The organism is Streptomyces sp. NEAU-W12 (assembly GCF_026242095.1).
Lineage (GTDB): Bacteria > Actinomycetota > Actinomycetes > Streptomycetales > Streptomycetaceae > Streptomyces.
The window spans coordinates 119,412-131,902 of sequence record NZ_JAPJDM010000012.1 but is presented as its reverse complement, the minus strand read 5'-3'; the positions used below and the strand labels follow the sequence as shown (position 1 = coordinate 131,902).

Here is a 12,491-nt window from a genome sequence, read left to right as displayed (position 1 = left end):
CGAGCGCTCAGAGGAGCCCACGTGTCCGAGTTGGAGGACCTGGACCACCCCGCGCCAGGCCTGTACGAGCAACTGATCACGCTCCGCTTCGAGCAAAAGCTGAAGGAGCTCTCCCAACTCGGCTGGAGCCCAGTGAGTGACGCAGTGGGTCCCGAGTCGACCCCCTACTTGCTTGCACGACACGTCTCTCACACTGTGCGTCGCGTCCTGCAGAGCCTGCCTGTTGAGGATCGCGTGCACGCTGCCAATCACATCCTGGAATCCATCGGCACACTCAAGGGAACGCAGGAGTGGGTGGACCTCGTCGCAGACGGCCCTCGGCAACTCCTGGCGATCACCCAGCAAGAAGCGCCCGGAGTCTTCGCCGTGCGCCCCGGCATCCCTCTCTCCGACACCGCCCTCCTGACGAACTCCCCAGAGGACCCAAGCCTCGGTTTTGAACTGCGCGCAGAGCTCGCCACTGCCGACCGCGTGGACCTCATCTGCGCCTTCGTCAAGTGGCACGGGCTGCGGGTCATCGAGCAGTCCTTGCAAGCAGCCCACGACCGGGGTGTACCGATACGAGTGTTGACCACCACGTACATCGGGGCCACCGAAAGGCGAGCCCTGGACCGCTTGGTCAAAGATTTCAATGCCGAGGTCAAAGTCAACTACGAGACGCGATCGACCCGACTTCACGCCAAGGCATGGCTGTTCCAGCGAAACAGCGGCTACCACACGGCGTACGTCGGGAGCTCGAATCTATCGAAGGCTGCACTCCTTGACGGACTTGAGTGGAATGTACGCCTTTCTTCCGTAGCCACACCCGAGGTGATGCGGAAGTTCGAGGCAACGTTCGAGTCGTACTGGAACGACCCGTCCTTCGAGACGTACGAACCCCACGCCGATGGCGCTCGCCTTCAGGAAGCGCTGACAGTGGCCAGTGGCGCATCGTCAGCAGATCGATCCATCACATTGTCCGGCCTCGAAGTGCGACCGTACCCCCATCAACGGGACATGCTTGAGCGACTTTACGTCGAGCGTGAAGTACATGATCGCCACCGCAACCTCTTGGTAGCTGCAACAGGCACGGGCAAGACGGTCATGGCCGCCCTGGACTACAAGCGCCTCCGTCAGAAGCACGGCCGCGACCTACGCCTCCTCTTCGTCGCTCACCGCAAAGAAATTTTGCAGCAGTCCTTGCGGTCCTATCAGGACATCCTGCTTGACGCGAACTTCGGAGAACACCTGCACAGCGGGGAAATTCCGAAGCGTTGGATGCATGTCTTCGCAAGCATTCAGTCACTCAATACAAGGAGACTTGACCGTCTCACCCCCGATCACTTCGATGTCATCGTGATCGACGAGTTCCATCACGGAATCTCTCCGACATACCGGAAGATCATTGATCACTTTCAGCCCATAGAGCTACTTGGTCTGACTGCAACACCTGAACGTATGGATGGCAAGAACATCCAGGACGAGTTCTTCGACGGCCGTATCGCGGCCGAGATGCGCCTGTGGGAAGCGCTGGACAACAAGCTTCTATGCCCCTTCCACTACTTCGGCATCAGCGACAACACCGACCTGAGCACCGTGGGGTGGAAGCGCGGAGCGTATGACGTGAACGCGCTCAGCAACGTCCTGACAGGCAACAAGATTCGTGCTGGTCTCGTCGTGAAGGCCGTCGGGGAGAAGGTTGCGCACCCTGGCCGTATGCGGGCATTGGGGTTCTGCGTCTCCGTCGCCCATGCCCACTTCATGGCAGAGTCCTTCCGCTCCGCAGGTTTCAGCGCCGTCGCTGTCTTCGGGGAGACGCCGGCTGACCAGCGGCGGGAGGCTCTCACAGACCTGAAGGCCGGAAAACTACAAGTGATCTTCTCGGTCGACCTCTTCAACGAAGGCGTCGACCTGCCCGATGTCGACACCCTGCTCCTACTCCGCCCCACGTCGAGCGCGACCGTGTTCCTCCAACAATTCGGCCGTGGTCTTCGGCGCTCTGACAACAAGGCGGTGTTGACGGTCTTGGACTTCATTGGCCAACACCGCAAGGAGTTTCGCTTCGAGAACCAGTTCCGCGCCCTGACGAATCTGACACGCAAGAGGCTGTTGGACCACATCGCGCACGACTTCCCTCAGCTCCCCTCCGGCTGCGAAATCATTCTGGAGGAGAAGGCGAAGCACACCATCATCGCCAACATCAAGGGCCAACTCGGCGTCAATGTAACCACGCTGGCTCGTGAAGTGGCTGACTGTGCAGAGCCCGGCCTGTGCCGCTATCTGGAGGAGAGCGGGCGGGAGATCAAGGAGGTCTATCGAGGGAACGGAAACTCCTGGACCGGGCTGCTCCGCCGCGCCGGCTTGATGGACCGCGAGGCGCCCGAGGGAGAAACCGCGCTCCTCAATCGAGTACCTGCTTTCCTCCACGTCGACGATCCGCTACGCGTGGCCGCATACACGCGCATGCTGGAAGATGACGCCCCTACCTACAGCGATCTTGATGAGCAGGGGAAAGCATACGCACGCATGCTCTTCTTCCAGCTATGGCCGCTGGGTGGCGTGACGAGAAAGGGTTTCGCGAGGTACGACGCCGGTTTTACTGCTCTCCGCAAGCAACATGCTGTTCGCAGCGAGCTGCGCCAGGTGCTGGCATACAACCTCGCCCACACCGAGCACGTGCCCATCCCTCTCCTCGGTGCGGCCGGCGACCGTGGCATCCCGCTAACTGTGCATGCCTCCTACAGTCGCGAAGAGATCCTTCCCGCCCTTGGCCAAGCTGATATCGGAGGCTTCATGCCGGGCGACTTCCGCGAAGGAGTGAGATGGTGCGAGTCCGTAAAGAATGACATTCTCCTCATCACGCTCGAAAAGGATGAGAAGGACTTTTCGCCACAGACTCGCTACCGTGACTTCGCGTTGAGCGAGACCCAGTTCCACTGGGAATCCCAAAACCAGACCTCAGAAACATCCACTACGGGGCTGAGATACCGGCATCACGTCGCCCAGGGCAGCCAGGTGTTGCTGTTTGTCCGCCGCTACAAGACCACAGACATCGGCGGCGCTCAGCCGTGGATGCTGCTAGGCCCTGCTGAGTACGAGAAGCACGAGGGCAGCAAGCCCATGGCTATCACTTGGAAGGTGAAGCACACCATCCCGGCGGACGTGCTGTCATACGCCAAGGCGGTAGCTACGGGTTGACCTTCACCTGGAGGAGCGGATCTTATTCACCTAAGCGGCCTCCGCTTCGTAGTGCATCTGAGCCCGGTCCAGCACGTCATCCGGGTCCAGGCCGCGCGCGGAGGTCCAGTGCAGCAAGTCGGCGATCAGCTCGATCGCCGACTCCTCCAACGCCGATTCGCGCCGTCGGCCCTCTAGGACGGCACCGCCGCGCCCCCGATAGCTCTCCAGCGTCTCGACAGCACGCTCCACACGGCGGCACGTGACCTCGGGGCCCAGCTCGATCTCGCACCAGACCGCCTTACCGAGCGCCGTGACGACGGTCCCCCAGTCCGCCGCCATGGCGGCGAGAAGATACAAACCACGGCCGCACTCCGCGTCACGGTCAGCGCCGCGCACGGCAGGCAGTGCGTGGCTCTTGTCGTGCATCTCGACGCGCAGCCGGTCGCACTTCCACTCCAGGATCAAAGTGGCCAATGTGCCCTCGCCGACGTGCTTGATGACGTTCGTCGCGAGTTCCGTGACGAGGAGCCCCGCCTCATCGCCGGCCGCGGGCACACCCCACTGGTCAAGTTGTGCGGCAGCGATCCTCCGCAGCAGCTGCACCTCCGCCGGCAACGCGGCAAAGGGCAGGACACAACGGTGCTGACGGTTCCCGGCATCGATACCAGGCATGGGCGTTCCTCCCTCCCGGCCACGCTCATGCTGCGCCTGCCGTATCCGTACGGCTGCATTGCGTAGCGGTCCGGATGCGAGAATGACACAGAGAACTCTCACTGTGTAACTTCTCATGAACCTCTATCGGGTGAATTCCGTAGTGAGCGAGCCGCTGTGCTGCCTAGCCTGTTCAGGCCCCGAGCGGCTGCCCGGGGTTACGCACAGAGGAGCCCCATGCCCGTCAGGACCACCACGCGCCGTCGGCAACTAGGCGCGATGCTCCGCAAGTTGCGCGCCCGCAAGGGGATGACCCTTGAGGAAGCCGGACGGCTGGTGGGCGTATCGAAGGCGACGGTCAGCCGGTACGAGACCCAGGCGGGCCCGGTGAAATGGATCGTCGTCGACGCGCTGTGCCGTGAGTACGGGGCAGCGGACGCCGAGCGGGAGGCTGTCGTACGACTGGCCAAGGACGCCAAGCAGCAAGGCTGGTGGAGTTCGTTCGCCGATTCCATCCCAGAGAGCATGAACCTGCTGCTCACGCTGGAGGACGAGGCCGTACGGGAGGACCACTTCTCCTGCGTCTACGTCCCCGGCCTCCTCCAGACCCGCGCCTACAGCACCGCTCTGCAGAAGGCCAACGAGATTCCCCTGGAGCAGGCCGAGATCGAGCGGCTGGTGGACATCCGCATGAAGCGGCAGGAGATCCTCACCCGGCCGAAACCGCCCCGCCTGTGGGCGATCCTCGACGAGTCCGTGATCCGCCGGGTCGTCGGATCACCGGAGGCGATGAAGGAGCAGCTGGACCGGCTGCTTGAGGCCAACGAGTCCCCACACATCACGCTTCAGATCCTGCCGTTCTCCAAGGGCGCCCACTCCGCGGCGCTCGGCAGCTTCGTGATCCTCGGGGGCACCGAGTCAGCTCTCGACGTGGTCTACGTCGACTTCCACACCGGTTCGCTCTTCCTGGAGCAGGAGGAGGAACTGGAGCGATACAGACTTGCGTTCGAGTACCTCCGCGCACAAGCGTTGGACATGGAGGCTTCCTCCGCCCTGATCCAACGCGCCCGCAAGGAGCTGTGAATGTCCGTCGCCCATCAGCCCGGCATCGAGCTGAACTGGTTCAAGTCCTCGCACAGCGGCGGCAACGCGACTGAGTGCGTGGAGTGCGCACATGTCACGCAGGGTGTGCTCATACGCGACTCCAAGGAGAACGCGGAGGGCCGGGCCGTCTCGGTGAGATACGAGGCCTGGCACCCGTTCGTACAGGCGATTCGAAACGAGTGGGGCTTCGAGGTCCCGCTCGGATCGTGATCCCACGTCAAGGCATGGCGCGGCTCAGAACTACCGAGTCGCTTTCGGAGCGCAGTTTGACTGAGGGGACAGGGAGGGTCGCGGTCACTAGAAACCAGCACACCCGACGCACCGCCGACGATCATGCCCCCCCCCGAACCGAGAAGCCGGCGCACGCCACCCGTCACGGCGTCCCCGAACTCTCCCCGGGCGTGCCGGACAGGGCGATGCCGAGAGCGGTTCGTTCGTGGTGGGTGAAGCGTCCCACGCGGTAGCTAGTCACCAGGCCCGCATGACGCAGCGCGGAGACGTGCCCGGACACGGTGGAAGGGCTCATGCCGTGGGTCCGGGCCAAGGCGCTGGTCGGTGTGGGCCGGTCGAGGCCGCTGAGGATGCGGGCCCGGGTGCGGCCGATGAGGCACTCGAGGGCGTTCGTGCTGCGGGTGTCCGTGGTGGAGCGCCACAGGTCGCCGATCCCGCGGGCGGGATAGATGACGGTGGGCTGCCACGGCTGCTCGGCCACGACGGTGAGGGCCGGCCAGACGAACACGCTCGGCAGGAGGAGCAGGCCGCGGCCGTTGAGGCGCCGGGTGATGCGGTGAGGTGTCGCGATCACCAGTCGGCGGTCCTCGCGCCACTGCAGGGAGGAGTGCAGTTCCCCGAGCATGTGCTGGAATCCGCCGGTGGCGACCTGCTGTGAGCGCACCGCGATGTCGGCGTGCAGGAGGTCGCGCAGCGGTGCCCACTGCGGGGCGACCAGGCGGTTCCAGCACAGGCGGATCAGGGTGCCGAGTTCGGCCACGGTGTGTGCGGGGTCGCCGAGCAGGTGGTCGGCGAGGTCCCGGTCCGGCGGGGCACCGCGTTCAGGCCCGTGGAGGCATCGGTGCAGTTCCGCCTCCACCTGGGCGAGGGGCGTGGCGGTCACCTGCTCCAGCTCGTCGTCGAAGGTCGCCATGGGGCCGGAGGGCGGCGGTGTGAGGAAGTCGGGGGTGTATCCCGTACGCGGCAGCAGTGTGAGCAGCGGGGCGAGCGCGGCGTCGTCGACGAGCGGGCGCACCTGCCGTATCCAGGGGAGGTGGTACGCCTGGCGCCGTGGGTCGGCGAGGGTACGGACCGCGGCCACGGTCTCCCAGAGGGGTGAGAGCGCGAAGCGGCACCGGAGCAGGTCTTCGGTCTCCACCAGGAGTTGCACCGCCATACGCTCTCCTGGCTCCCTCCGTCCGGTGATTGCCTCCGCCTGGTGATTCCCTCCCTCTGGTTCCCCGGCGGTTTCGAGTATGTCCGAATCGATTGAGCCGTGGCGCCGTGTCCCGCGATGCTGCGGCCATGTCACAGCAGAGTTCTCCTTCCTCTTCCCCTGCCGCGGCCCCCCAGGGAACTGCGAAGTCCCCCACCTACCGGTCGATTCTGGCCGTCCCCGAGTTCCGCGTGATGTTCCTCGCGCAGATCGTCGCCACGCTGGGCAACGCGACCACCCAGATCACGCTCTCGGTGGTGGTGTACGAGCGGACGAGGTCTCCCCTGTTGTCGTCCCTGACCTTCGCGCTGGGCTTCGCCCCCTATCTGTTCGGCGCCACGTTCCTGTCCGCGGTCGCCGACCGGTATTCCAGCCGTGACGTGCTCGTGGTCTGCCAGGTCGTCAGCTGCGCGGCCGTCGGTCTCATGGCCGTTCCGTCGGCCCCGATCCCCGTCCTCCTCCTGCTTCTGCTGGTCCTGGGGACCGTTGCCCCGGTGTTCCAGGGGGCTCGTGCGGCCAGCCTGCCGGATCTGCTGTCGGGTGCGGGGTACGTCCTGGGCCGCTCTCTGCTGCGGCTGGTGTCGCAGAGTACTCAGATCATCGGCTTCGCTGCCGGAGGGGTGCTGCTGATCGTTCTGACGTCCACGCAGGCGCTGCTGCTGGCGTCGGTGGGGTTCGGGGTCGCCGCGCTGATGCTCCGGTTCGGTACCCGGCGGCTGCCGGCTCGTCAGGGGCCCGACCGCTCGTCGGTGACGCGTTCCTCGCTGAGTGGTGTTCGGCAGGTGTTCGCTGTTCCCGGCCTGCGGCCCTTGCTGCTGTTCACCTGGCTCCCGCCGACGCTCGTCGTGGCGCCGGAGGCGCTGGCTGCCACGTACGCCGACCGGTTGGGCGGCGGCTCCACGGCGACCGGCCTGCTGCTGGGCGCCGCGCCGGCGGGTTCGGTGATCGGTGAGATCCTGGCGGGGACGCTGCTGCGGCCCGGTGCCCGCGTCAGGCTGGTGCTGCCGCTCGGCTGCCTGATGTTCGTGCCGTTGCTGTTCTTCGTTTTCGCCCCCGGGCTCGTCCCGGCGACACTCCTGCTGGTGGTGTGCGGGCTCGGATTCACCTACGCGATGGGGCTGGACCAGCGTGTGCTGGATGCCACGCCCGGGGAGTTGCGGGGCAGGGCGCTCACGATCACCATGGCGGGGCTCATGATCGGTCAGGGCGTCGGGTTCGCCGCGGCCGGCGCCACGGCCGAGTTCCTGCCCGCTCACCTCGTGGTCGCGGGGGCCGGAGTCCTGGGACTGGCCGGTGTCGTGGTGTGCGGCGTGCGCCTCTCGCCGCATGGGCGCACCGGTCGGTTCAGTACGGGGAACACGGACGCACCCGCCGAGCGGTCGCCTTCGTGATCCGGCGGGGATCCGGCAGGCATCCGGCAGGCATCCGGCAGGGACGGGGACGGTCCTCTACCCGGCGGGGCGAAGCAGTGCCCACTCCCGTTCCTCGTCGAGCCACCGGTGCAGGAGCAGCCCGGCGGAAGCGGCCAGTTTCTCCATGTCCTCGTCGGAGTGGACGACGTCGGTCCACGCGTGTGTCCACGTCGTCTCCCCGCGGCGGCATTCCTGGGCTGCGTGCAGGAAGCCGCCCTCCAGCCGGGCCTCTGTGACGGTGATCAGGAACTCGCCGGACCGGTGCTCCCGGCCGGGCCGCAATGACGCGGCCCAGTGCGGAGAGGTCCGCTGGACGAGCACGACGCCGTCGTCCGCGACGTGCCGTCTGCAGGTGGCCAGGAAGGCTTCCCGCTGGCCGGGAACGACGGTGTTGACCAGGAAGCTGGCGAGAACCACAGCGGGGAACTCCCGCGGCAGGTCGAGTTCCTCGATGTCGGCGTGGACGCGTGTGGCACCCCGCACGCAGGCGAGCATGTCGGCGCTCTGGTCGACCGCGACCACGGGGTGCCCGAGGTCTACGAGCGCGTGGGTGATCCTGCCTGCGCCGCAGCCGAGTTCGAGTACGGCGCATCCGGGAGGGACCGCTTCGTGGATGAGCGCCGGTTCCCCGCCGGGAGGGAACGAACGGTACAGGCCGACCGGGCTGCCGTCCGGTGCCACCGGGCCGCCGTCGGAGGAGGTACCGGTACCGAGAGGGCTCACGCGGCACCCCCGCTCACCGGCAGTGTGCGGAGCCCGCGCAGGGTGGCGTGACGCCAGTGGACCGGCTCTCCGGCGAGCCTCAGCCGCGGGGTGTGCCGCAGGAGGGCGCCCAGCGCGACGGCGCACGTCAGGCGGGCCAGTGACGCACCCGCACACGCGTGCGCGCCCCAGCCGAACCCCAGGTTGTGGTTCGGGGTGCGGGTGAAGTCCAGTTCGTCGGGTTGCGGAAACCGGCGGGGATCGCGGTTCGCGGCAGCGATCAGGAGGATCACGTCGCTTCCTCCTCGAAGGAGGCGGCCTCCCAGTTCCACGTCCTGGGTGCACACGCGGGCGACGGCCTGTACGGGGCCGGAGTGGCGCAGCAGTTCCCTGAGCGCGTTCTCGGTCACGCCGGTGGCCTGGAGTTCCTTCCACGCCCCGGGTGCGCGCAGCAGAGCCAGTGTGGAAGCCGCGATGAACCGGCTCGTCGGGGCGTACCCGGCGTGGAGCATGGCACGCAGGGTGTTGAGGATCATGTCGCGGGAGATGCTCTGCGCCGCTTCGGCCCGCCGCAGGTCCGCGAGCAGGCCGCTGTCCGGCTCGCCGTCGAGCCGGCGTGAGATCTCCTCGCTGAGCTTGTCGCGGGCCCGCGTTCCGGGGGCGGCGGCGTCCGGGGTGAGGCCGGAGTCCATGGCCGCGACGATCGCCTCGGACCAGGCGACGATGTTCTTCTCGTCGGCGTCGGGAACTCCGAACAGTGCAGCCACCGCCGCGAAGGACAGCGGGGCGGTGAAGGACTCGACCAGGTCGAAGGACGGCTGGGCGGACAGCCTGACGAGGAGTGCGTCCGCCAGGTCCTCCAGCTTCGTCCTGAGGGCGGCGAAGTCCTGGCGCCGGTAGGCGTCCATCAGCACGCGGTGTACGGCACCGTGCTCCGGCGGGTCCAGAGTCTGGATGCTGAGCAGGTTGTCGGGGATCTCGGCACCGGCCCGCCGCCAGTCGGAGGAGAAGAGGTCGGTGCGGTGCAGGGCGAACAGGCAGTCGTCGTATCCGCTGACCACCCAGGCGCTCAACGGCGCGTACCAGTGGACCGGTTCGGCCGACCGGAGACGGTGGTACATCGGCTGCGGATCGTTGATGGTCGCGTCGTCCAGCGGCCGGAACAGGTCCATCCTCGGTTCTCCCGCGTATCGGTGGTACGGGTGGAAGTCGGCTGCGGCGGTCCGAACCGGTCCGCCGCCGCCCCGGGACAGCCGGTGACCGGCGGGGTTTCCGCTCGGTCACCGGCTGTCGTGATCCGCGTCAGTGCAGGTAGCGCATGAGTCCTCCTCGGCTGGTCGGCGGGACCGGGTCTACGGGAGATCAGTGCAGGTAGCGCATGACGCACCTCCTCGGTACCGGGTGGTCGGGACGGACGCGGGCCGCATCCGAACGTGCAGCGGGAAGCGCCCCGCGGGCTCTGGGAGGGGGCGGCCACGAACCGAGGCCGTGTCCGACCGTGGCCTCGTCGGACCGGTGCTACCTCACGGGCGGGCCGGCCGGGCCGGGCGCTCGACGCTCTGGTGGTGGCGGCCACGCCGTGAGAAGAAGACGGCACGCGGGGAACTGCCGGAAAGCCCCAGGTGCATGCCGCGTTCCTCGATCCAGCCTTGGAGGCGGAACTCACCGCCGCCCACATGGGTCAGGCCGAAGCCGGGCCCGTCGCCGATGTCCAGCACCAGGCGACCGTGCTTGGCGACCACCCGGGCGTCCAGGTCCCGTTCCCCGTGTTCGGCGACCGGCTCGTCCAGGCGCAGGAAGCAGGGCGGCACGGTCAGCGTGCACTGGAAGTCGGCCAGCTCGAACGGGCGCAGGGGTATCTCGGGGCGCGAGAACGCCACGTCGCTCAAGGGAACGCGCTGCAGGAAGTCCTCGGGAAACAGGTCCAGCAGTTCAGGGGTGACGACGCAGTCGACGACGAGGTGGACACGCGGCCGGCTGCCGGTGTTCACGACGCTGTGCGGGCGGCTGAAGTCGCCGTACCACAGGTGGCCGGGCTGCCAGCGGTGCTCCTTGCCGTCGATGCGAAGCACAGCACCGGGGTTGGTGCGAATCGGCACATGGAGCCGTACGAAACCGTAGAGGAGCCCGGTCGGCGTGTCGCGGTGCTCCGGGACCTCCACTCCCGGGGCCAGGGACATCAACCGGGCACAGCGCAGAGAAGTGGGCAGGGAGGCGAGCACCTCGGCCATGTACGGTGTGCGCCTGAGCCACGGGGTGTCCGCGAACCCGTCGGTTCCGGGCCCTCCCGGGTCGGTGCGGCTGGGGTCGCCCGCGGGGCTGCGGAGAGCCAGGCACCGCCAGTCGATCTCCGCTGGATCAGTCAGGTCTCCCCCGTCCACGACCGACTGCTGAGCACCCCACGTGCGGTCGCCCAGTGAGTCGAGGTCTCTCCGCAAGAGCTCGGGATCGAAAGCCCGTCGCAGAGGTACCGCTTCAGGAAGACCGCTGATGGCGTCGGCCACGTCCAGCACCTGCGTCACATGCCCTCCCACTTCGCCCCACCTGGCGCGGCAGACGGCACCAGGTCCGAACAGAAGCGATCATTCGCGAGACGCATGACAGGTACAAGTGACTCGCGTTCTTGCACTTCTCAGGCGATCTTGTTAGCGCGCGCTCGAGGCAGGGAATATGACCGAAACCCGGCGGCACAGGCACTTCGCCGAGGAGAGTGTCTTGTTTTCGCACAAGGCCTGGTATTGGCGCCTCCTGGGCTTGTGCGGGCGTTACCGGTCGCCAATGACGCGGTCGCCGTAAAATCCGGCGAGGGTGTTGTCGTTGCTTTCGAGTGGTGGGTCCGGCCGGCCTCCCGTGCGACGCGACGGGGTCCGGAGCCCGCTCGTGACCGCTGCAGGCACGACGGCCGGGCAGCCGGGGCCTCGTCCGCCGCAGTGCGCGCCGTCGGACGCCGTGAACACCCCGGCGACAGGAGCGATGACACCGGCTCAAAGGCCGCGGACCATTAACCGGCGGAGGCCACCGGGCGCAATGGCGGCCGGCGCCCTCCTTACCGTCGTGACTGCGCAGGACGGCATGTCAGGAAGACCGTGCACCAGGAAGATCGGTCACCCTCCTGGTTCCTGTGGCCGCATTGCCGGCAAGGAGAGGCGCCGCACCATTCCTTATGGCGCGCAAAAAGCGAGGTGCCGAATATGCGCCATACGGCGATTGTTTCGAGTCCGTCCGCCGGGCATGGCGGCTCCAGCAGGCGGAGCCAGCCGGACCGGGCCGACGCGCCGTGGGCGCGGAGCGAGCCGCTGCTCCCGGTCCGGACGCCGAAGCGGGTGGCTGCCGGCGGGATCACCGTGAGGTGATCGACGCGTCCGCCCCGCCCGGGGCCTTTCCCTCCCGGCGCGCTCAACCCCGCTCCCGCTCTCCCGGAGAAGCGGACCCAACCTGTCCTGTACACCGCAGAGACTCGTGCCCTCGGCGGTCACAGGGGCCGCTCGTTCACAAGGAGTTGCGCGTGTTCTCCGTTCTCGCCGACATCGACTGGTTGGCCGTCGCGATCACAGCCGTGGCATCGTTCCTGCTCGCCGGCGTGTGGTTCGCGGTCGTGATCGCCAAGCCGTACGCCGTCGCCCTCGGCCGCGAGGGCGCGCCGGCGCCCGCACCGACGGCGGTCACCACGGCGGGCCCTCTGGTGTGCCTCCTCGTCACCGTGCTGACCAGCGCCGTACTCGTCGAGGCCCTCGACGTCACCGGCATCGGTGACGCCGTGACCTTCGGGCTCCTCGTCGGCGTCGGTTATCTCGGCGCGATGACCTTCCAGATCGCCATCAACCCGAACTTTCCGCGCCCGCTCTACTACGGCATCCTCAACGCGCCGTTCTTCGTGATCACGAGCGTGCTCAACAGCGTCGTCCTGGTCGCGATGCGCTAGGCCTGTCGTCGCACCGGTCCGGGTTCGCGGGCCACGGTGCGGTGGTGCGCCTCCATGAACCGTCCGGTGCCGAGGGGGATCCGATACGTCCGTTGCTGCCCCCGGCCCGCGCCGG

General features: G+C 67.2%; 10 protein-coding genes. 5 read left to right on the top strand and 5 right to left on the bottom strand.

From position 1 onward, the window contains the following. The first annotated feature begins 21 nt into the window (after nt 1-21). Nucleotides 22-3,177, top strand: coding sequence for a DUF3427 domain-containing protein (locus ORI94_RS17160; RefSeq protein ID WP_266076228.1), 3,156 nt, complete (start codon nt 22-24; stop codon nt 3,175-3,177). A gap of 30 nt (nt 3,178-3,207) precedes the next feature. Here ORI94_RS17160 and ORI94_RS17155 read toward each other — a convergent pair whose 3' ends face one another. Then, nucleotides 3,208-3,831 carry an ATP-binding protein gene (locus ORI94_RS17155; RefSeq protein WP_266076226.1) on the bottom strand — a complete coding sequence of 208 codons (624 nt, stop codon included), beginning with the start codon at nt 3,829-3,831 and terminating at the stop codon, nt 3,208-3,210. A gap of 216 nt (nt 3,832-4,047) precedes the next feature. On the opposite strand from ORI94_RS17155, the gene ORI94_RS17150 reads away from it, so the two are divergent. Together ORI94_RS17150 and ORI94_RS17145 are read left to right on the top strand one after the other, a co-directional pair. After that, on the top strand, nt 4,048-4,893 hold the full coding sequence (locus ORI94_RS17150) for a helix-turn-helix domain-containing protein (RefSeq protein ID WP_266076224.1): 846 nt from the start codon (nt 4,048-4,050) through the stop codon (nt 4,891-4,893). After that, nucleotides 4,894-5,124 (top strand): DUF397 domain-containing protein, encoded by a 231-nt coding sequence (locus tag ORI94_RS17145; protein ID WP_266076222.1) that lies wholly within the window; start codon nt 4,894-4,896, stop codon nt 5,122-5,124. It begins immediately after the preceding gene. Nucleotides 5,125-5,287: 163 nt separating this feature from the next. Here the strand turns inward: ORI94_RS17145 and ORI94_RS17140 are convergent, their stop codons facing one another. After that, a complete protein-coding gene (locus ORI94_RS17140; RefSeq protein WP_266076220.1) occupies nt 5,288-6,301 on the bottom strand; it encodes an ArsR/SmtB family transcription factor in 1,014 nt (337 codons plus the stop codon). 128 nt (nt 6,302-6,429) lie between these two features. Between ORI94_RS17140 and ORI94_RS17135 the strand changes: the two genes are divergently transcribed. Continuing rightward, nucleotides 6,430-7,731 carry an MFS transporter gene (locus ORI94_RS17135; RefSeq protein ID WP_266076218.1) on the top strand — a complete coding sequence of 434 codons (1,302 nt, stop codon included), beginning with the start codon at nt 6,430-6,432 and terminating at the stop codon, nt 7,729-7,731. Nucleotides 7,732-7,788: 57 nt separating this feature from the next. On the opposite strand, the gene ORI94_RS17130 is transcribed toward ORI94_RS17135, so the two are convergent. The 3 genes from ORI94_RS17130 to ORI94_RS17120 form a co-directional block, all read right to left on the bottom strand. Beyond that, complete coding sequence (locus tag ORI94_RS17130; RefSeq protein ID WP_266076216.1) at nt 7,789-8,475, bottom strand: class I SAM-dependent methyltransferase; 687 nt, start codon at nt 8,473-8,475, stop codon at nt 7,789-7,791. Then, on the bottom strand, nt 8,472-9,626 hold the full coding sequence (locus ORI94_RS17125; RefSeq protein ID WP_266076214.1) for a cytochrome P450: 1,155 nt from the start codon (nt 9,624-9,626) through the stop codon (nt 8,472-8,474). The genes ORI94_RS17130 and ORI94_RS17125 overlap by 4 nt, the downstream gene beginning before the upstream one ends. Before the next feature lie 351 nt (nt 9,627-9,977). Beyond that, a complete protein-coding gene (locus ORI94_RS17120; RefSeq protein WP_266076212.1) occupies nt 9,978-10,988 on the bottom strand; it encodes an aspartyl/asparaginyl beta-hydroxylase domain-containing protein in 1,011 nt (336 codons plus the stop codon). Nucleotides 10,989-11,959: 971 nt separating this feature from the next. On the opposite strand from ORI94_RS17120, the gene ORI94_RS17115 reads away from it, so the two are divergent. Continuing rightward, complete coding sequence (locus ORI94_RS17115) at nt 11,960-12,376, top strand: DUF1761 domain-containing protein (protein WP_266076210.1); 417 nt, start codon at nt 11,960-11,962, stop codon at nt 12,374-12,376. Nucleotides 12,377-12,491: the final 115 nt, after the last annotated feature.